General features: G+C 71.8%; 14 protein-coding genes. All 14 read right to left on the bottom strand.

What is annotated here, in order from left to right:
* A partial coding sequence (locus tag M7D61_RS09225) for a GTP-binding protein (RefSeq protein ID WP_298229760.1) occupies nucleotides 1-607 on the bottom strand: 607 nt, incomplete at its 3' end.
* A gap of 120 nt (nucleotides 608-727) precedes the next feature.
* Entirely contained in the window at nucleotides 728-1,198 is a 471-nt protein-coding gene (gene rpsG / locus M7D61_RS09220; protein ID WP_298229758.1) for a 30S ribosomal protein S7, read from the bottom strand.
* Nucleotides 1,198-1,575: a 30S ribosomal protein S12 gene (gene rpsL / locus M7D61_RS09215; RefSeq protein WP_298229756.1), complete on the bottom strand. Its 378-nt coding sequence runs from the start codon at nucleotides 1,573-1,575 to the stop codon at nucleotides 1,198-1,200. The genes rpsG and rpsL overlap by 1 nt, the downstream gene beginning before the upstream one ends.
* Nucleotides 1,576-1,808: 233 nt before the next feature.
* Nucleotides 1,809-2,642, bottom strand: a complete 834-nt coding sequence (locus M7D61_RS09210; RefSeq protein WP_298229754.1) for a hypothetical protein — start codon at nucleotides 2,640-2,642, stop codon at nucleotides 1,809-1,811.
* A gap of 51 nt (nucleotides 2,643-2,693) precedes the next feature.
* The gene (locus M7D61_RS09205) at nucleotides 2,694-3,155 is read right to left on the bottom strand and encodes a MaoC/PaaZ C-terminal domain-containing protein (RefSeq protein ID WP_298229752.1); all 462 of its coding nucleotides are present in this window, start codon (nucleotides 3,153-3,155) and stop codon (nucleotides 2,694-2,696) included.
* A gap of 9 nt (nucleotides 3,156-3,164) precedes the next feature.
* On the bottom strand, nucleotides 3,165-3,659 hold the full coding sequence (locus M7D61_RS09200; RefSeq protein ID WP_298229750.1) for a prepilin peptidase: 495 nt from the start codon (nucleotides 3,657-3,659) through the stop codon (nucleotides 3,165-3,167).
* 124 nt (nucleotides 3,660-3,783) lie between these two features.
* Nucleotides 3,784-4,503: a protein phosphatase 2C domain-containing protein gene (locus M7D61_RS09195; RefSeq protein ID WP_298229748.1), complete on the bottom strand. Its 720-nt coding sequence runs from the start codon at nucleotides 4,501-4,503 to the stop codon at nucleotides 3,784-3,786.
* A 69-nt stretch (nucleotides 4,504-4,572) separates the two neighbouring features.
* Nucleotides 4,573-5,004: a hypothetical protein gene (locus M7D61_RS09190; protein ID WP_298229746.1), complete on the bottom strand. Its 432-nt coding sequence runs from the start codon at nucleotides 5,002-5,004 to the stop codon at nucleotides 4,573-4,575.
* A complete protein-coding gene (locus tag M7D61_RS09185; RefSeq protein WP_298229744.1) occupies nucleotides 5,001-7,409 on the bottom strand; it encodes a transglutaminase-like domain-containing protein in 2,409 nt (802 codons plus the stop codon). Before M7D61_RS09185 ends, M7D61_RS09190 begins: the two co-directional genes overlap by 4 nt.
* A complete protein-coding gene (locus M7D61_RS09180; protein WP_298229742.1) occupies nucleotides 7,406-8,605 on the bottom strand; it encodes a DUF58 domain-containing protein in 1,200 nt (399 codons plus the stop codon). The genes M7D61_RS09185 and M7D61_RS09180 overlap by 4 nt, the downstream gene beginning before the upstream one ends.
* Nucleotides 8,602-9,567 carry a MoxR family ATPase gene (locus M7D61_RS09175; RefSeq protein ID WP_298229740.1) on the bottom strand — a complete coding sequence of 322 codons (966 nt, stop codon included), beginning with the start codon at nucleotides 9,565-9,567 and terminating at the stop codon, nucleotides 8,602-8,604. Before M7D61_RS09175 ends, M7D61_RS09180 begins: the two co-directional genes overlap by 4 nt.
* Before the next feature lie 32 nt (nucleotides 9,568-9,599).
* Nucleotides 9,600-15,464, bottom strand: a complete 5,865-nt coding sequence (locus tag M7D61_RS09170; protein ID WP_298229738.1) for an Ig-like domain-containing protein — start codon at nucleotides 15,462-15,464, stop codon at nucleotides 9,600-9,602.
* Between the two features lie 2 nt (nucleotides 15,465-15,466).
* Complete coding sequence (locus M7D61_RS09165) at nucleotides 15,467-16,459, bottom strand: serine/threonine-protein kinase (protein ID WP_298229736.1); 993 nt, start codon at nucleotides 16,457-16,459, stop codon at nucleotides 15,467-15,469.
* A 96-nt stretch (nucleotides 16,460-16,555) separates the two neighbouring features.
* Nucleotides 16,556-20,437, bottom strand: coding sequence for a DNA-directed RNA polymerase subunit beta' (gene rpoC / locus M7D61_RS09160; protein ID WP_298229734.1), 3,882 nt, complete (start codon nucleotides 20,435-20,437; stop codon nucleotides 16,556-16,558).
* Nucleotides 20,438-20,475 lie beyond the last annotated feature (38 nt).

The raw sequence follows: 20,475 nt of genomic DNA, 5'->3' as shown, positions 1-20,475 counted from the left end.
CTATTTCCTCCATTTTGAATTCGGCCCCCAGAGTCTCATCCAGCCACACTATCTGCTTCATGGAAACAAGGTCGACTATGCCCCTGAAGTCGGATTCGACACCGATCGGAAGTTGAACGGGCAGGGGAATGGTGCGAAACTTCTCTTCGATCTGGCTTACCGTGTTGTTAAAATCGGCCCCGATGCGGTCCATCTTATTAATAAAGGCGATTTTTGGCACATGATAGCGGTCGGCCTGGTGCCAGACGGTCTCAGACTGGGGCTCCACACCCTCCTTGCCGTCGAAGACGGCGACCGCGCCATCCAGCACGCGAAGCGAGCGCTCGACCTCGACGGTGAAGTCGACGTGGCCGGGGGTGTCGATGATGTTGATCTGGTTCTTGTTCCAGAAGCACGTCGTCGCGGCGGAGGTGATGGTGATGCCGCGCTCCTGCTCCTGCGCCATCCAGTCCATCGTCGCGGCGCCGTCGTGGACCTCGCCGATCTTGTGGGTGATGCCCGTGTAGAAGAGGATGCGCTCGGTCGTCGTGGTCTTGCCGGCGTCGATGTGCGCCATGATGCCGATATTGCGGACCTTGCTCAGGTCAGTGAGCACGTCAAGTGCCACGGGAATCCTCCGGGGGTTTCGATCTAATTCAGAAGTCTTGATTCAAGGCCACGCCGTCGCCCTTGCGGGCGTTGAAGTGGTGACGCGGCGGGGGTCCGACGGACCCCCGCCGCGAGCAGGTCACCACCGGTAGTGCGCGAACGCCTTGTTGGACTCCGCCATCTTGTGCGTGTCCTCGCGGCGCTTCACCGCGGCGCCCAGGCCGTTCGACGCGTCGAGGATCTCATTCGTGAGACGCTCGGTCATCGTCTTCTCGCGGCGGGCCTTCGAGTAGCTCGTCAGCCAGCGCAGGGCGAGGGTGTTGGCGCGGTGCGGCTTGACCTCGACCGGAACCTGGTAGGTCGAACCGCCGACGCGGCGGCTCTTGACCTCGAGGGTGGGGCGGATGTTGTCGAGCGCCTTCTTCAGTGTGACGACCGGGTCGCTGCCGATCTTCGACTCGACACCGGCGAGCGCGCCGTAGACGATGCGCTCGGCGAGACCCTTCTTGCCGTCGAGCAGGATCTTGTTGACGAGCTGCGAAACAATGGGGGCGCCATATACCGGGTCGGCGACGACCGGACGCTTGGGAGCCGGACCTTTACGAGGCATTACTTCTTCTTCTCCAACTTCGCGCCGTAGCGGCTACGGGCCTGCTTGCGGTTCTTGACGGCCTGCGTGTCGAGCGCGCCGCGGATGATCTTGTAGCGCACACCGGGGAGGTCCTTCACACGACCGCCGCGCACGAGCACCATCGAGTGCTCCTGAAGGTTGTGGCCCTCGCCGGGGATGTAGGCCGTGACCTCGGTGCCGTTGGAGAGCTTGACGCGGGCGACCTTGCGGAGAGCCGAGTTCGGCTTCTTGGGGGTCGTGGTGTAGACCCGCGTGCAGACCCCGCGCTGCTGGGGATTGGCCTTGAGGGCCGGCGCCTTGGTCTTGGTGACCTTAGGCGAGCGGCCCTTGCGGACCAGCTGCTGAATGGTAGGCAATGATGCTCCTGTTTAGTGCTGCACGGTGACAGCGGTTGATGGTGTTGTTGCCCATCGGAACCCACCCCGGCATCGAACGAAACCGGTATTGCGTGATGGATATGCCGTGGGAGACCCTGGATTGCTCTCAGCTGGTCTCTGGATGCGCCCGCGCGATCGAGCCCAGTGGATCCGACCGCCCGCACACAGCGAAGGCGTGCGCCTAGGCGCACACCCTGTCCATGATACGCGCGTCAGAGCACGGGCGGCAAACCGGGGTGCTCGGCCGCGAACCCGGCCTTCGCCTCGGCGTTGCGCTGCGCGACCGCCTTGCCGCGCCGGGCGACGGGCAGGCCGAGCCACGTCACGACCTCGAGGGCGATGACCACGGCGATGGCGCTCACCGTGACCCAGGTGGTCTGGGCCTGGAGGAAGTCCCCGAGCTTCTGGCCGACCTCACCCCACGAGTTCTCCCACGGGTTGAGGGTGAAGAGTGCGGCGCCGAGATAGGCGGCGAAGACGAGGGCGGCGATCGGGATCGCGCCGAGCACATAGGCCCACCAGCCGCCGCGGTTCGCAATCGCGGTGAGGGCGAGGAAGGCGAGGGTGAACACCGCGAAGGGCAGCCAGAACGACCAGCTCTGCAGGAACAGGCCGAGTTGGGCGTCAGCGGCGGCCCCGCCGAACTCGAGGTCGAGCAGTCCGTAGACCGCCGCGCACTCGAGGACGCCGAAGACGATCGCGCCGACGATGACGAAGAGGATTCCGAAGCCGCGGTTGCCCCGCGGGGTCGGGGGGAGGGGCGCGGCGACGAACGTCGGCTGCGGCAGCGGGTAGCCGCCGGTGACCGGGGGCTGGTACAGGGTCGTCGGGGCGTCGAGGGAGGCGGGGGATTCGACAGGCGCCTCCGCGGCGGTTTCGACCAGCGCTTCCGCCGTGGTTTCGGCGGGCCCGGCCACTGGAGTCGCGGGCTCGGCGGCATTGGCGTGCTGCGCGGCTGAGACCGGGTCGGGGAGTGCGATGGTTTCGACGGGCCCGGCCACCGACGGTTCCTCGGGGACTTCGGGCGCCGGAGTCTGATCGGACATGCGGTCAGGCTAGCCGCGGCAGCGGACTTCTCCGGGGAATCCGCCGGAGAGTTACGAAGCCGGGGACTCGACCGGACGCGCGAGCACCATGACGTCCATGCGCCCCTGCTGGACCGTCTCGCCGCGCTGGTTGCGCAGCGTGAGATGGCGCTCGACGACGCCGTAGCCGCCCTTGCTCGTCGGGCGCGCCGAGAGGATCTCGACGCTGAGCGTGAGCGTGTCGCCGATGAAGACGGGGGCGGTGAACGTCCAGTCGTCGATGCCGAGCAGCGCGATCGCGCTGCCCTCGAAGAGGCCGGTGCGCGCAATGAGGCCGAGGCAGAGCGAGGCGCCGAGCATGCCGTGGACGATGCGCTGCCCCCAGCGGGTCCCCTTCGCGAACTCGACGTCGGTGTGCACCTGGTTGTTGTCTCCGGTCCAGGCGGCGAACGAGTAGACGTCGGCCTCGGTGATCGTGCGGCCCGCGGTTGTGAAGGTCTGACCCGCGATGAAGTCCTCGAGGTAGAGCGGCATCCCGTAAGGCTAGCCGAGCAGTCCCGCATACCAGGAGGCGATCTGCCCGCCCGCCGCCGTGCCGAGCCAGGTGCCCGCGAGCATCCACGGGCCGAACGGGATTCCGCTGCCCCGGCTCGCGCGGCCGGCGATGAGGAGCCCCACACCGAACAGTCCGCCGAGCACGAAAGCGGCGACGCCACCGACCACCAGGGGCCCCCAGCCGAGGAAACCCAGGTAGATACCCAGCACACCGGCGAGCTTGACGTCGCCGAAGCCCATGACGCCAGGGGCGGCGAGCGCGATCGCGGCATAGCAGAGGAGCAGCGCCACGGAACCGATCGCCGCACGGGTCGGGCCCTGCCAGTCGCCGTCGAGACCGCCCGCGAGACCGAGCAGCACCGCGGCCACCGCGTACGACGGCAGCACCACGACGTCGGGAAGGGTGCGGGTGCGCAGATCGGCGAGCGCGAGCACGACGGAGATCACCGCAAGGTAGAGGAAGGCTGCGACGGCGAGGAGCATCGCCCGTTGATAAGGCCGGCGCGCGCACCAGCGGGTTCTCGGCACTCCGTCCCGCTGCGCTCGCGGGCCGGAGGCGGGATGTGGAGGAAGACCAGGCCCTCGTGTCCGGGCGGGCTTCGCGATCTCAGGCGGTGACGCCGACCACGACGACGGTCACGTTGTCACGGCCGCCGTTCTCGAGAGCGCGTTCGATGAGGCGGTCGGCGGTGAGCTGACAATCCTGACCCGAGGCGAGGAGTTCGTAGATCTCAGTCTCCGCCACCTCGTTCGTGAGGCCGTCGGAGCACACCAGGAAGCGCTCGCCCGGCAGCACCGGGTGCAGGCCGAAGTCGGGCGGACTGGCGGCGGCACCGACCGCGCGCGTGATGACGTTGCGGTAGGGGTACGCCGAGGCGTCATCGGGGTGGAGGTTGCCGTTGTCGAGCTCCTGCTGCATGAGCGAGTGGTCGACGGTGAGGCGCTCGAGGCCGCGAGCGCTCGCACGGTAGACGCGCGAGTCGCCGATGTTGACCACGAGCCAGTGCGGGGCACCGTCTTGAACGATCTGGACGAGCCCGGTGAGCGTGCTGCCCGCCCCGCGCACTGTCGTCGCCGCGATGGCCCCGACGAAGGCCTGCGCGTTGCGGATCGCGTCGCGGACGTCCTCGACCGCGACGCCGTCGCGGCCCGCGAGCGGGCGGAAGGCACGGACCACCGCCTGCGAGGCGCGATCGCCGGCATCGTGGCCGCCCATGCCGTCGGCGACGATGTAGAGGGGGTGGGCGGCGAGGTAGGAATCCTCGTTCGCGGCGCGATGGTGCCCCGTGTGGGTCGCGAAGCCCGCACTGATGCGGACGGATTCCAAGGACAGGGCGGCTCTTTCGGTCTTTTCGGCGATGCGACCTCGCGGTCGTGCCGTCTCGCGGTCTGCGGTTCACCGCGCGAGCAGAACGAGACCTGCGACGCCGGCCGCGGTCACCGCGAGGGTGATCGCGGCAGCGAGGCCGAGCGCAAGGATCGCGCTGCGACGTTCGGCGCGCTCGCGGGCGCGAGCGACATCGGCGGGGATGCCCGCGGGAAGCATTCTTCCACTGCGACGGGCCGACGGCGGGGCGGACCTCCCCGGAGCGGCGTCGATCGGGTCATCCCCCGCCAGGACGTGCCGACGCGGCGGATAGGTGCTCGACGCGGGACGCGGATCCGATCGCTGACGCGTGTTCCGGTTCAGCTCGGTGCCGAGCGGATCATCCGGTCGAGTCGGTCCTGAACCGGAGTTGGGGTCGCGTTCAGGGGGACGGGGCAGGTGGACGGTGCGGTCGGCAGGAGCGGTGTCGGCGGCGGCGTCAGGGCCGACGGCGTCGCTCATCGCGCCTTCTTCGCCGGGTTCGGCCCGGAGGCGGGGCGGGCCCGCCGGAGGAAGGAGCGGATCGAGAGCGCGGCGAGAAGGTGGCGCCGGAGCCCGGATCGGCGTCGGGAACCAGCCTTCTCCTCACCCACGAGCGCCCAGAACGCGTCGGCGTCCGCCTCGGTCGGGGCGATGTCGGAGAAGGCGGCCGCGTCGGCCAGAGTCGCCAGGACCGAGACACCGGCCACCTCGGTGCGGGTCGCGGTCGCGAGCACCGGGATCCCCCGGTCGACGAGGTCGTCGACGTACTCGTCCCAGCCGGCGGCGATCCGCGCGCGCGGAACGGCCGCACGGCGGCGCGACCGGCGGCGCAGTGCCTTGACGAGCAGCATCGCGAGCAGCGGCGAGGCGAGGACGAGGAGGCCCAGCACCGACGCGACGCCGATGCGCGCAGGCGCCCCGAACCAGTCGACTCCGGCGGCGGGCTGCCGGGTCGACGGCTGCGCCCGCGGCGCGGCGCCTGCGGGCGCAGCCTCCGGCGGCTGCTGGTCGGTCGCCGTCGCCGCGGTCACCTCGGTGGGATTGTGCGGCTCAGCGGCCTGGGCGGTGTCGGGGCGCGGCGGCACCGTGTGCTGCGGCGTCACGTCGACGATCGCCCACTCCCCGCCGGCGCCTTGCACCTCGACCCACGCGGTGAGATCGGCACCGCGGCACTCCCCTGCCGCGCACGCGGGCATCGCGTCGGGGTCGGCCGTCGGGGCCAGGTCGAAGCCGAGCACGATGCGGGCGGGGAAACCGAAGTGCTCGGCGAGCAGCGCAACCGCGACGGCGAACTGCTCGTCGTCGCCGACCGCGGCGACCTCGCCCGGCTTCGCGAGCAGCGCGGTGAACAGCGCCCCGACGCGATCAGTCGACTCGCCGGCGTAGCTCGGCTCGAACGACGGCTCGCCGAGGGCCTCGAACCAGCTTCCCGCCCCGGGCAGTTCCAGCGAGTGGCTCAGGTAGCCGTATTCGCGCAGCCGCCGAACGGCCGTCCCGAGGCCCTTCGCGTCGGGGGCGAGCTGCTGTGCGTCGATCCACCGGCCGAGGCTCGCCGGGAAGACCGCATCGGGGAAGAGGACCGGATCGGCCGGCGCGACGAGCTGGGAGAGCGCGGGCGCCGCGTGTGGAGCAGCGGCGAGCGTGACGCTGTCGCCGGGTCGCAGCCCGGCGGAGTCGATTCCGGCATCGGCGGAGAGGTCGTAGGCGAAGCCGTCCGTGAGCGCGGCGGCGCGCGCTCCGCCGAACGAGACGCTGGCGAGACCCGTGGCAGCCGGCAGCCACACCCCGGTATAGCCGGCATCGGAGACCGTGAGCCCGGCGGCGCGGCGCTCGAGCTGGGGGATGCGGGCGAACGACCTCCCGGGCCCCGGCGCCGAGAACCGCAGCCCGTCATAGTTCGACAGCACCGCCAGGCGCAGCCGCGGCACGGCCGCAGTGTCGCCGGAGACCCGGAAGAGGATCCGGCCGTACTCCGCGTCGGCGAAGCTCGCGCGGTAGCCCGTCAGCGGACTCGCGTACTGCGGCAGCAGCACCACAGGCTCGGCCGTCGTGCGCAGCACCTCGCGGACGCCGGGCGTCGCCGCCCCCGCAGCCGCAATGGCGATCGCGGCCGCCACGAGCGAAACCGCCGCGCCGAGCCCGCCGCGCCGGACCCCGGCGAGCGATGGGACGGCGCGCGCGACCGCGGCCCGGGCGAGCGCTGCCCGCCGCTCGGCCCAGGCGCGGTGCACGAGGTACGCGATGGCCGCGCCGACCGCGAGAAGCCCTGCGAAGGCGGCACGCGGGGCCGCGATCACCACCGGGCCGAGAATCAGCGGGGTTCCGGGATCGCTCGAGCCGAACCCGACGCCGAACCCCAGCGGCAGCAGCAGCACGGCCGGCGCGAACGGCACCGCCCACCGCCTCGGGCTCGTCGCCAGCGCGGCTGCGACCGCGCTCGCGACCCCGACCACCACGAGGAACGGGACGAGCAGCCCCTGGTAGTCGCCCACCGGCACGGGCACCGTGATGAGGTCGCGCCAGCCTGTCACGACGCTCGCGAGCATGGCGGACTCCGCCTGCGCCAGGGCCGGGAGCGAGCGGATGCCTGACAGCGCGGCGGGCGTCGCGAGGGGAATCCCGAGCACCGCGATGGCGAGGGCCGCGATCGCGCCCGCCGCCCACGGCGCGAGGGCGAACCGGTGGCCGACGAGCACCGCGCCCGCGCCGATGAGCGCGCCACCCGCCGCGGTGACGAGCAGCCACGGGGTCGCGTAGATCGGCCAGGCGGCGAGGGTTCCGGCGACGAGGACGCCGAGCAGGAGCACGGCGTCGACGAGCAGGGTGCCCGGCTTGCGATGCGCCGCTTCGCGGGTGCTCCACGAACGGGGCGCAGCGGCCGTCATCGCGCGGCCGCCTTCGCGAGCAGCGGCGGGAGGTCGTCGAGCAGGGCCACGGTGAACACCGGGGTGCCGCCGAGGACGCGCAGGCCGGGCGCGGCATCCGGGTCGCAGACCACGACGACGAGCTGCACGCCGCGCGGGAAGCGCAGCTGCAGGGCGCGCAGCCGGCGCACGCCGACACCGGAACCGACGACGGCGAACGCGATGGACAGATCGGGCACCGCCCGCCCCGCGAGCGCGCAGGCCGACTCGACTGCGACCGCGTCCGCGCCGCGCTCGACGAGACTCAGCTCGTCAAGCAGCGCCCGGCCCGAGACCACGCTGAGCTCGCGGATGCCCCGACGCGCGCCCGGCGCGATGACGGCAAGGTCACGGCCGTCGCGGATCGCCCTCAGCCCCAGCGAGCCCGCCGCGCTCACCGCCGTCTCGAAGCCGTCGCCATCGCCGAACTCGTCCTCGCGGAGCGCGAGCACCACCCCAAGCCGGGACCGGCGGGATTCCTCGAACTGGCGCACCATGAGCGAGCCGGTCTTCGCCGTCGACTTCCAGTGGATGCTGCGAAGGGTGTCGCCCGCCGCATACGGCCGCACCGAGTGGAAGGCGAGGTCGTCGACGACGACCTCGCGCGTGGCCGCCCCCTCGAGGTCGTGGACGAAGCCCGTCGTCGTGCTCGGCACCACCGCCGTCACCGGGTGCACGAACAGCCGCTGCACCCCCGCCCAGGCGAGCTCGCGCCGCAGCAGTCCGAGCGGATCGCCGCGCACCGCGCGCACCGGGCCGACGTCGACGACACCGCGGCGCAGCGCCGGCACCGGAACGGACACGGCGTGCGAGCGATGCGGGCGCAGCAGCGGCACCCAGAGCTCGACGAGGCCCGCGCCCAGCGGCAGTTCGATGCGGCCCGGCAGCTCGAGCCGGCGCGACGCGTTCGCGACCCGGAGAACCGCGTCCACCTGGGTGCCCGCAACCACCCGGTCGGCGGGCAACTCGACCTCGATGCGATACGCGCCGCCGCCGAGCAGGAAGGGTGCTGTGAGGGCGAGAAGGGCGAGGGCGAGAAATCCGGCGCCCGCGAACTCGGCCCAGCCCAGCGCGAGGCCCAGTGGCAGCAGCACGACGGCCGCGCCGACGGCGAACCAGCCGATCGGCGTCACCGCGTGCGCCGCCGCGCGCAGCCCGGCGGTCAGGTCGGTGCTCACGCGCCGACGCCCCGCTCCGGCGGGATGACGTCGAGCAGCACCTGCCCGATGACGGCGTGCGCGGTGACGCCGTCGAACTCGGCCTCGGGGTCGAGCACGAGCCGGTGGGCGAGCGCGGGCACGGCGAGACTCTTGACATCGTCGGCGGTGACGAAGCCGCGCCCGTGCGCGACCGCCCAGGTCTTCGCCGCGCGCGTGAGGGCCCGGGCGCCGCGCACGCTGACGCCGACGCGCACCTGCGCGGCGGTGCGGGTGGCGTCGACGACGCGGGCGATGTAGTCGAGGATCATCGGGTCGACGTGGACGGCGCGGGCCGCATCCGCCAGTTCGACGAGGCCCTCCGGCGTGACGATGCGGTCGAGCACGGCCGGCACGGCCGACGTCGCATCGAGGATCTGCACCGTCGCGGCGAGGTCGGGGTAGCCCAGCGACGTCTTGAGCAGAAAGCGATCGAGCTGCGCCTCGGGCAGCGGGTAGGTGCCCGCCTGCTCGATCGGGTTCTGCGTCGCGATGACGAGGAACGGGCGGCCCGTCGACCGGGTGACGCCGTCGACCGTGACGTGGCCCTCCTCCATCGCCTCGAGCAGCGCGGATTGCGTCTTCGGGCTCGCCCGGTTGATCTCGTCGGCGAGCACGACGTTCGCGAACACCGGTCCGGCGTGGAACTGGAACTGCCCGCTGCGCTGGTCGTAGACGCTGATGCCGGTGATGTCGCCCGGCAGCAGATCGGGTGTGAACTGGATGCGGCTCGCGGTGCCGTCGATCGACTGCGACATCGCGCGCGCCAGGCTGGTCTTGCCCGTGCCCGGAAGGTCCTCGATGAGCAGGTGCCCCTCGCTCGCGAGGGCGGTGAACGCCAGCTCCACGACGTGGCGCTTGCCGAGCACCACCCGCTCGACGTTGTCGACGAGGGAGTGGAAGGTGCTCTGGAACCAGTCGATCTGCTCGGGCGTGATGGCCATCTCGGGTGCTTTCTGCTCGGGTCGTCGGATGCTCAGCCGCACGCGACGCGTTCGGTCCGGGAGTAGGGGGCGAAGCCGTCGGCCGTCGGCCAGGTCAGGGTCCAGCGCGCGGCGACACTCGCGATATCGGGCGAGTCCGGGGCAACGCGGCGACCGCGCGAGTTGTAGTACTGGACCCGCTCGAGGGATTGCGCCGGCAGATCCTGCGCGTCCAGATAGGTCGCGTCGTACCCGACCGACAGCGTGCCGTCGGTCGCGCACTGCAGCACCGGGGCCTGGGCGAACTTCATCTGATAGCCGGCCGAGCCGGCGGCGGCGGCGACCGCAGTGCCGGGGCTGCAGCGGCTGAGGTCGCCGGCGAGGCAGTACCGCACCGTCACCGCGGGCACGGCTCCCCACGCCGAGAGCTGCCCGGTCGCCGGGTCGGCGTCGCCGCCGTAGACGACCGCAAGACCGCTCGGAGCGGCCGGGCCGGTCGCCGTGCCCGAGTAGTCGGGCGGATCGCCCGGCGCCGCGCTGTCCGCGATCGCGTAGGTGTAACCGCCCGGCGCGGGGGCGGGGGTCGCGAGCACCGTGCCGATGAGGGCCGCCGCGACGCCGTAGCCGTTGCTGAAGCAGGCGTAGACGTCGTAGGCGGCATCCGCCGCCACCGCGATCGTCGGGGGCGCCTGGGTCACCGCGCCGCTCGTCGGAGCGCTCGTGCTGAGCGCGCCGGCCGCGTCGGCGCGGCACGGCTGCGCGGCGCCGGCCGACGCCGCCACATACTCGAGATCGCTCGGACGGTCCGACGGATGCGCCGTGCGGGCGCTGTCGGTGACGACGATCCGGCCGGGCTGCGGCACGGCGAGACTCGACGCCGACGGCGGCGTGAGCATCGGCGACCCGTAGACGTCGACCGAACCGGTGACGGTTCCGCCCTGGGCGGCCGCGCCCGGCGGCGGCGGGATGCTCGACATCGCGGTGACCGCGAAGGACTGGGCGCCGACGTCGGCGGCGACGGCGACCCGCGTCGCGCCGCTGGGGTCGGCGGCGACGGTCGTCGTCGTCGCGCCCACCCGCACCCGGAAGGCGCTCGTCGCGGCATCCGACGAGGTGATCACGACCTCGACCGCGCCGCGGTCGACCGTCGTGCGCGCGGCGTCGTACCCCGAGACCGCCGTCGCGGACTGGGGCGCAGCCGGCGCCCGATAGGCCCATGCGGTCGTCTCGACTCGCCCGGCCGACTCGCCGGCCGCGCTCACCGAGGCGGCCGCGAACTGGTGCTTGACACCGTCGACGAGCCCGGTGATCGGCGGGCAGACCCCGCTCGGCGAACAGGTCGCACCGGCCGGCGAGCCGTCGATGTAGAGCCTGAACCCGGTGATGACGGGCGAGGAGCCGGCCGCCGCGCCGGGGGCGACCGCGAGCGTCACGCTGCCCTCGCCGGCTCCGGTCTGCACGAGGGAGTCGGGGGCGAGCGGCGCACCCTGCAGGGTGAAGGCGAGCGCGCCGGTGCCGTGCCGGCCGGCCGCGTCGGCGACCGTGAACGTCGTCGTGCAGGAGCCGCCGAGCGCGGACGCCCCCCACTTCGCCTCCACCTGCGACGGGCTCGCCACCGCGAACGTCACCGCGGGGCAGGCCGGGCTCTGATCGACCGCAGCGACCGTGAGCGGAGTGCCGGCGAACGGATCGACCTCGCCCGCGACACCGACGGCCTTGACCGTGCAGGATGCCGACGCCGTCGTGCAGGTCTGCGCCACGCTCGCCCCGATCGGAAGCACCGCCGGCAGCACGCCGACCTTGAGGGTGATCGCCGCCCTCGCCACGGCAGGCCGACCCGGAATGGAGAGCCAGAGCCGCTCGGCGAGGCCCGGCGTCGCGGAATCCTTCGCCGTCGCCGTCAGCGTCTGGCCGTGCAGAGCGACGGCGAACAGCCGGCTCGAGTCGGCGTTCGCGACGGCGAACTGCAGTGCGCCCACGTCGCCCGTCGACCAGGTCGTCAGCCGCGCGAGGTCGAGGCTCGCCGCAGCGCCGCCCGGATCAGCGGTGAGCGACGCGGCGCTGACCACGGGCTCGGACGAGACGATGGAGATCGGCACGGCTACCACCGTGTAGCGGGACTGCCCGGCCAGGCGCACCGGCACGATGCAGCTGTCCTGCCACGGGGCCCCGGCGCCGGCCGAATACGTGACGCGGGTGCCGGCCGCCGTGCAGCGCGCCACGTCACGCGCACCCGACGCAGCAACGCCGGGCGCGTCGACATCGAGTCGGGACCCGCTCGGCAGAGCGACGAGCGACGCCATGTCGAAGCCGACGCTCGCGCCCTCAGCGACGGTCTGGGCGGCGCCGTCGCGCAGGGCCACGACGGTGTCGTCCTCGGAGGGGATCCGGAGGAATCCGTAGGTCGCCACCGGATGCCCCGCGAAGTCGGTGCCGGCAAGCCGGAACGGAACGAAGAGGCCGGCCGCCGGCACCGGGCTCACCCGGATCGAGGTTCCTGCGGCGCTCACCCCGGGGAGCTGGCCGACCAGCGTCATCCGCAGCGACGAGACGTCGCCACCCGACCAGGCGACCTTCCCGCCCACCACGTCGAGGCCGGCGGCGAGGGCGTCACGCTGCGCCAGCGTTACGACGGTGTCGGCGACCACGGGATACGACAGCACCGGCCCGGTGACGACCCGCACGACGATGAGCCCGGTGCTCGTGTTGCCCGCCGCGTCCGTCACGGCGTATGTGTAGTCGAGCGCGCCGATGCCGGATTTCTCGCTCGGCGCCGTGATCGTCACGCTGTCGCCCGTGACCTGCTTCGGCAGGTGCAGGGCGAGCTCGGCGAAGCGGGTCGTGCCCGGCCGCGCGTAGGGCGCGACCGCGGCGAGGTGCAACCCCCCGCCGGTGGGATCGACGTCGTTGGCGAGCGGCAGCACCACGACCTTGTTGCGCTGCCCGGCCTGCACCTCGACATAGTCCGAGTAGGCGATGGGCGCGGGGTCGGTCACCAGGCTGCCGAGGACGCCGACCCTCACCTCGGCCACCCCGGTGTCGCCGAGCGCGTCGCGCACCTCATAGTCGAACGAGACGGGCACGCTGCGCCCGCCGGCGTTCGGCTCGGCCGTGTAGACGATCGCGTCGCCCGTGGCGCTGATCGCGGCGGTGCCGTGCGCGGGCTGGTTGACGATGCGCGAGAGCGCGACGGCATCGCCGTCGGGGTCGATCCCGAACCCGCTGAACGGGATGCTCACGGATTGCCCCGCCGCCACCCGCGCGACGAGGCCGACGGGCTGGGGCGGCCGGTTGCCGCCCATCGGCACGACCGTGATCGCCACCGTCGCCGTGTCCTCGAGGCCTGGCGAACCGACCGGGTAGGCCGAGTAGCGGATGCGGTACGTGCCGGGGCGCGCGGGAGCGAGGTAGCGCAGCACTGGCCCGGCGGCGAACGCGAGTCCCGCACCCTTCGGCGCGGACACGCTCGCCGGGTCGAGCGCGAGCGCCCGCGAAGCGGAGACGTCGTTCGCGAGCACGGGAATGTCGACCTCGCCGCCCACGCGCACCCGCGCGCTGTCATCGGCGGCGATGGGTCGCTGCGGCGGGGAATCCGGCAGCAGATACACCGTGGCGAGCCCCCGCGCGGTGAGGTCGGGATCGCCGGAGCCATCGCTCACCGTGTAGCTCACGGTGCCGAGCAGGCCGGGCCTGCCGTCGGTCGTCTGCCCGGCGACGCGAAGCTGACTCTCGGCGACGGCCGCGGCGCTGAGCGACCAGACGCCGTCGGCGGGGTGCGCCACCGCGTCGCTGAGCAGCAGCACGGCGCCGAACGGGTTCGACACCGCGCTGAAGACGTCGACGCTCGTGTCGGAGTCCGCTCGCACGAAGACGGTGACGGGCGCGGTGCTGAGCAGCCGCTGACCCTTCGGCAGCACGGTCACCCGCACCACGCCCTGCGCCGTCGCGCCCGAGGCCGTGTCGCGCAGTCCGAGGCTCACCGCGTAGCTGCCCGGCGTGCTCGAGAGGAAGCGGAACGTCGCGCCCGAACCGTCAACCGAGACCGTCGCGGGCGCCCCGGCGGGCGGGTTCGCCGCGGTGACGACGACCAGGCCGACCGCGCCGACGAGGTGCGGAACCGGATCGACCGTCGCCGGCTGGTCCGCAGTGGTGAGCATCGTGAACGGAGTCAGTGCGAGCACCGGCGCCGCCACCACCGCGACGTCGAGGGTCTTGCGGGCGGTCCTGCCCTCGATATCGCTGACCACGACGGCGACCGAGAGGGTCTGCGCGCCCGATCCGCTCGGCGCCTTCACCGTGACGGTGCCGTCGGGCTGGGCCACGACGGATCCGGCGCTCGCGCTCGCGCCCGCCAGGAACAGCGGATCGCCGTCCGGGTCGACGAACCCGTCAAGCACCTGCACCGATGTCGTCGAGCCCGGCGCCACTTCGGGCGAGGGCCAGCGCGCCAGGCATCCTGCAACGCCGCACCACTGCGGGGTGCCCTCCTCGGCGGCCGGGTGCACGGTGAGCGCGACCTCGGCGGGCGGCGAGGTGAAGGTGCCGTCGGTGACCCGGTAGCTGAAGGTCGCCGTGCCCGTCGCTCCTGCGGCGACCGCGACCGCGAGGGATTGCCCGTCGTCGGTGACCGAAACCGCCCCGAAACCCGCTGGCGATACCGCGGTCACCGAGCCGGGCGCGATGGACAGCACATCATCGTTCGGGTCGTAGTCGTTGAGCAGAACCGGCAGCGCCGCGAGCGAGTCCGCGCGCACGCCGAACGCGTCGGCGACGGCGACGGGCGGCTTCGGCGTCGTGACCCGGTGCGGCGTGCCGGTGGTCCGCCCGCCACCACCGAGGGCGGATGCCTGCCAGTCCTGCGAGCCGGTGATGAGCGCTCCGGTCGGCACCGACCACGACCATCCGTTCGCGCCGTCGCTGAGGACGGTGTCGGCTGCGCCGCCGCGGAACACCGGGTCGGGATCGACGGCCGCGGTGCGGCCTCCGTAGCCGAGGCTCCGCATGCCACCGGATGCCGACCAGAGCTGCCCGCTGCCCGCGCTCGGCAGCCACGCCGCGTACAGCACGCCACCTGCGACCACGGGAGCCGCCGCGAAGCCGCCGCCCGCGGTCGTCAGCATCGTCTTGACGCCCGTCCGCAGATCGAACGAGTACAGGCCGACGCGGTCGACGACCGCGACGGCGGCACCCGCGCTCGGCTGTTGGAGCGCGGCGTCGGCACCCAGGCCCGTGGGCACGGAGCCGTCCGCGAACCACAGGCGCGCGCCTGCGGAATCCAGCAGCGCCCAGCGCCCGCCGACCACGGTGAGCGTGCCCGCCGTCGGACCGTCGGCGAGAGGGTCGCTGCCGAGCTCGGCGCCGGAGGCCAGGTCGACGCGCAGCACCGCCCGCGCGGCGTGCGAGTAGCTGTAGAGGATGCCGTCGACTCCGATCGCGACGGCGTCGGCCGTGTACGACACCGCCCCGGCCGGCGCGATCGGCGTCGGCGCCTGGCCGATGGGGCCGGCGTAGACCTGACCGGCATCGGTCACGTAGGCGACGAAGCCGTCCTCGGCGACGAGGTGCGCCGTGCCCGCGGGGGTCGCGGCCAGCGCGCTCGAATCGGCGGGAAGATCGGCGGGGCGCGCCGGGTCGATGAGCGCCGCCTTCGCGAACGACTGCGTGAAGACCTCGGCCGCGTCGCCCGCCTGCACGATGTCGCTCGGGTCGTCGACGCTCTTCACACCGGTCACCTCGCCCAGTGCGGTGTCGATGCTCGCGTAGCGGGCGCCCGCGCCCTGCCCCTGCAGCACCCACACCGTGGCATCCGGTGTCGTCGGCCGCACCACCGCATACCCCGTCGCCGCGATCGCGCCCGCAGCGAGGGCGCCGACGACCACCGCGGCCAGACCTGCGAAGACCAGGGTGCCGCGCCGCACGTCTAGGCCTTCCCGAACCAGCGTCGCCGTCGCCGGCTCTCGACGGGGACCGCGGCGATGACGGCGCCGCGGAGCTCGTCGTCGGCGAAGGCGGCAGGGTCGACCTCGGGCCCCCAGATCTCGCGCGGCAGCTCGAGCGCGGTGACCGCGAGGCCGAGCACCTGCTGCGCGGCCTGCAGCTCGCGCGCGAAGGCGAGCATCGAGGTCGGCCGGTCGGGCGGATTCCGCTGCAACGCCGACTCCACGACGCCGGCTGCGGGCCCGGGCACCCCGGGCGGCAGCGCGAGCGCGCGGCCGCGGATGATGCGGGCGCGCTGCTTGTCGCGGGTGTCGGTGGCCGGGTCGCCCGTCTCGAACGGCGCATGCCCGGCGAGCAGCGTGTAGAGAGTAGCCGCGAGCGCCCACACCTCGCTCGCCACCGTCCCCGAGGTCTTCTCGGCGAGCACCTCGGGTGCCGTCCACGGCACGGACATCGCCCAGATCGGCTCGCCGGTGCCGGTGAGGGACGCGGCGATGCCGAAATCGGAGAGCGCCGGGGTGCCGTAGACGCTGACGAGGATGTTGGACGGCTTGACGTCGCGGTGCAGCACGCCCGCCCGATGCGCGGTCTCGAGCGCCGACGCCATCCGCACTCCGATGGCGAGCACGCGGTCGACGGGCAGCGGATCACTCACCCCGCGCCCGTCGCGGCGGATGAGCGGGCCGGGGCAGTGCTCCATGACGAGGTACGGCCTGCCGTCGGCGGAGATGCCCGCGGCGTGCACGGAGACGACCGAGGGGTGCGCCCCGAGCGCCGCCATCGCGTCGGCCTCGGCGTTGAAGCGCCGCAGCACGTCGGGGTCGACGAGCGACTGCAGCAGCACCTTCACCGCCACGTCGCGGTGAGGACGGTCCTGCTCGTAGAGGAACACATCGGCGAATCCGCCCACGCCCAGCGGGTACTTGTAGGCGAACCCCGGGAGAACCGGCGGAACAGATGGTGCGCGGGACGCCATCGCCACCTCCTCCCCAGGCTGTGCGACTTTCCAGAAAGGCTAACCCACGCCGAAGGGCCGCGGGTTTCCCCACGGCCCTTCGCACACTGATCCGGACTAGCTGTAGCTGCCCGGGGTGTAGTCGTCCGAGCTGAGGCTGTCGAAGTCGGCGAAGCCCAACGATGCGTCGTCGAACGATGCGTCGTCGCCCCACACGCGGTTCGGGTAGCGCTCGGCCTTGGCCTCTTCCGTGGCTTCCACCGTCACATTGCGATAGCGCGCGAGCCCCGTTCCGGCGGGGATCAGCTTCCCGATGATCACGTTCTCCTTGAGGCCGACGAGCGGGTCGCGTTTGCCCTCCATGGCGGCCTGCGTGAGCACGCGAGTGGTCTCCTGGAAGGACGCGGCCGACAGCCAGGACTCGGTCGCCAGCGAGGCCTTGGTGATGCCCATGACCTCCTGGCGGGCCGATGCCGGCTTCTTGCTCTCGGCGAGCGCGGCGCGGTTGATCTCGGCGTACTTCTGGCGGTCGACGAGTTCGCCGGGGAGCAGGTCCGTCTCGCCGTGGTCGACGACCGTGACCTTGCGCAGCATCTGCCGCACGATGACCTCGATGTGCTTGTCGTGGATCGGCACGCCCTGCGAGCGGTACACGCCCTGGACGCCGTCGACGAGGTGCTTCTGGACCTCGCGCACGCCCATGACGCGCAGCACCTCCTTCGGGTCGACCGTGCCCGCGATGAGCTGCTGGCCGATCTCGACGTGCTGGCCGTCCTCGACGCGCAGCGTCGAGCGCTTGAGCACTGGATAGACCTGCGGTTCGTCGCCGTTGTCGGGGGTGATGATGACACGACGGCTCTTGTCGGTGTCCTCGATCGTCACGCGGCCGGCGGCCTCGACGATCGGGGAGGCACCCTTCGGGGTGCGGGCCTCGAAGAGCTCCTGCACACGGGGCAGACCCTGCGTGATGTCATCCGCCGACGCGGCACCACCCGAGTGGAAGGTGCGCATGGTGAGCTGCGTGCCGGGCTCGCCGATCGACTGGGCCGCGATGATGCCGACCGCCTCGCCGATGTCGACGAGCTGGCCGGTCGCAAGCGAACGGCCGTAGCAGTTCTGGCAGACGCCGACCGACGACTCGCAGGTGAGGACGGAGCGGACGCGGATGCGCTCGACACCGCTCGCGATGAACTCGTTGATGAGCACATCGCCCACATCGCTGCCGGCCTCGGCGATGACCTTGCCCTTGGCGTCGACCACGTCGGCGGCCAGTGTGCGGCCGAACACCGAGTTCTCGACGTTCGCGTCGCGGACGAGCTCGCCGTCAGCGCCCTTCGCCGCGATGACGAGGTCGAGACCCTTGGTCGTGCCGCAATCCGCCTCGCGGATGATGACGTCCTGCGAGACGTCGACCAGGCGGCGGGTGAGGTAGCCCGAGTCCGCGGTGCGGAGCGCGGTGTCGGAGAGACCCTTGCGGGCGCCGTGGGTCGCGATGAAGTACTCGGCGACCGAGAGGCCCTCGCGGTACGACGAGATCACCGGGCGCGGGATCGGGTCGCCCTTCGGGCTCGCCACGAGGCCGAGCATGCCGGCGATGTTGCGCACCTGCAGCCAGTTGCCGCGGGCACCGGAGGTGACCATGCGGTAGATCGTGTTGTCCTTCGCGAAGTTCTCGCGCATCGCGACCGCGACCTCGTCGGTCGCCTTCGTCCAGATGTCGATGAGCTCCGTACGGCGCTCCTCCTCGGTGATGAGACCGCGGTCGTACTCGCCCTGGACCTTGGCCGCCAGCTTCTCGAACTTGGCGATGATCTCCGCCTTCTTCGGGGGGGTCGTCACGTCGGAGAGCGCTACGGTCACACCCGACCGGGTCGCCCAGTAGAAGCCGGCGTCCTTGATGCGGTCGAGGGTCGCGGCGGTCTCCACCTTGGGATAACGCTCTGCGAGGTCGTTGACGATCTGCGAGACGGCACTCTTGTCGGCGACGGCCTCCACGTAGGGGTAGTCCGCAGGAAGCGCCTCGTTGAAGAGCGCTCGACCGAGGGTGGTCTCCTTCAGGGTCTTCGTGCCCTGCACGAAGCCCTCCGGCGCGTCGGCCTCGGCGAGGTGCAGGTTCTCGATGCGGATGCGCACGACCGCGTTGAGGTCGAGCGAGCCCTGATCCTTGGCGAGGATCGCCTCGGCGACCGACGAGAACGCCCGGCCCTCGCCCGCTGCTCCCTCTTTGACGGAGGTGAGGTGGTGGAGGCCCATGATCATGTCCTGCGCGGGAACGGTCACCGGGCGGCCGTCAGACGGCTTGAGGATGTTGTTCGACGCGAGCATGAGGATGCGGGCCTCAGCCTGGGCCTCGACTGACAGCGGCAGGTGGACGGCCATCTGGTCGCCGTCGAAGTCCGCGTTGAACGCGGCGCACACCAGCGGGTGGAGCTGGATGGCCTTGCCCTCGACGAGTTGTGGCTCGAACGCCTGGATACCGAGACGGTGCAGCGTCGGCGCGCGGTTGAGCAGCACGGGGCGCTCGCGGATGATCTCCTCGAGCACATCCCACACCTGAGGGCGCGAACGCTCGACCATGCGCTTGGCCGCCTTGATGTTCTGGGCGTGGCCGAGGTCGATGAGGCGCTTGATGACGAACGGCTTGAAGAGCTCGAGCGCCATCTGCTTGGGCAGACCGCACTGGTGCAGCTTCAACGTCGGGCCGACGATGATGACCGAGCGGCCCGAGTAGTCGACGCGCTTGCCGAGCAGGTTCTGGCGGAAGCGGCCCTGCTTGCCCTTGAGCATGTCGCTGAGGGACTTGAGGGCGCGGTTGCCGGTGCCCGTGACCGGGCGGCCGCGGCGGCCGTTGTCGAACAGCGCGTCGACGGCCTCCTGGAGCATGCGCTTCTCGTTGTTGACGATGATCTCGGGTGCGCCGAGGTCGAGGAGGCGCCGCAGGCGGTTGTTGCGGTTGATGACGCGGCGGTAGAGATCGTTGAGGTCGGAGGTCGCGAAGCGGCCGCCGTCGAGCTGCACCATCGGGCGGAGCTCGGGCGGGATGACCGGCACGACGTCGAGGACCATCGCGGCCGGCGAGTTGCCGGTCTGCAGGAACGAGCTGACGACGCGCAGGCGCTTGATGGCGCGGATCTTCTTCTGGCCCTTGCCGTTCGCGATCTGGTCGCGCAGCGAGTCTCCTTCGGTGGCGAGGTCAAACGCCTCGAGGCGGCGCTTGATCGCCTCGGCGCCCATGTGCGCCTCGAAGTAGAGGCCGTAGCGGTCGACGAGCTCGTTGAAGTCGGCGTCCTCGGGCTTGAGGTCGCCGACCTTGAGGTTGCGGAAGGAATCCCACACGCGCTCGAGGCGGGTGATGTCGTCGTCGAAGGACTTGCGCAGCTGCGCCATCTCCTTCTCGGCGCCGTCCTTGACCTTGCGCTTCTGGTCTGCCTTCGCACCTTCGTCCTCGAGCGCGGCGAGGTCGACCTCGAGGCGCTGCAGACGCTCGGCGACGGCGAAGTCGCGCTGGTCGGTGAGGGTCTTGATCTCGAGGCGAAGCTCGTTCTCGAGGCCCGGGAGGTCGTTGTGGCGGCCGTCCTCGTCGACGTCAATGACCATGTACGCGGCGAAGTAGATGACCTTCTCGAGGTCCTTCGGCGCCATGTCGAGCAGGTAGCCGAGGCGGCTGGGCACGCCCTTGAAATACCAGATGTGCGTCACCGGAGCGGCGAGTTCGATGTGACCCATGCGCTCGCGGCGGACCGAGGACTTGGTGACCTCGACGCCGCAGCGCTCGCAGACGATGCCCTTGAAACGGACGCGCTTGTACTTGCCGCACGCGCACTCCCAGTCGCGTGACGGGCCGAAGATCTGCTCGCCGAACAGGCCGTCCTTCTCGGGCTTCAGGGTGCGGTAGTTGATGGTCTCGGGCTTCTTGACCTCACCGTACGACCACTTGCGGATGTCGTCGGCGGTGGCCAGGCCGATGCGCAGCTCGTCAAAGGTGGTTGCGTCGAGCACAGTTTCTCCTTGGAAGATTCGTCAGATAAGTCGCGTTG

This window comes from Gryllotalpicola sp. (assembly GCF_027352875.1).
GTDB lineage: Bacteria > Actinomycetota > Actinomycetes > Actinomycetales > Microbacteriaceae > Gryllotalpicola.
Note: the sequence above shows the minus strand (reverse complement) of the source record. Positions and strands in the feature narration are given on the sequence as shown.

Coding starts and splice junctions, on each gene's coding strand:
- rpsG (WP_298229758.1), bottom strand. CDS start 1,198: ATGCCTCGTAAAGGTCCGGCTCCCAAGCGTCCGGTCGTCGCCGACCCG.
- M7D61_RS09210 (WP_298229754.1), bottom strand. CDS start 2,642: ATGTCCGATCAGACTCCGGCGCCCGAAGTCCCCGAGGAACCGTCGGTG.
- M7D61_RS09205 (WP_298229752.1), bottom strand. CDS start 3,155: ATGCCGCTCTACCTCGAGGACTTCATCGCGGGTCAGACCTTCACAACC.
- M7D61_RS09200 (WP_298229750.1), bottom strand. CDS start 3,659: ATGCTCCTCGCCGTCGCAGCCTTCCTCTACCTTGCGGTGATCTCCGTC.
- M7D61_RS09190 (WP_298229746.1), bottom strand. CDS start 5,004: ATGAGCGACGCCGTCGGCCCTGACGCCGCCGCCGACACCGCTCCTGCC.
- M7D61_RS09185 (WP_298229744.1), bottom strand. CDS start 7,409: ATGACGGCCGCTGCGCCCCGTTCGTGGAGCACCCGCGAAGCGGCGCAT.
- M7D61_RS09175 (WP_298229740.1), bottom strand. CDS start 9,567: ATGGCCATCACGCCCGAGCAGATCGACTGGTTCCAGAGCACCTTCCAC.
- M7D61_RS09165 (WP_298229736.1), bottom strand. CDS start 16,459: ATGGCGTCCCGCGCACCATCTGTTCCGCCGGTTCTCCCGGGGTTCGCC.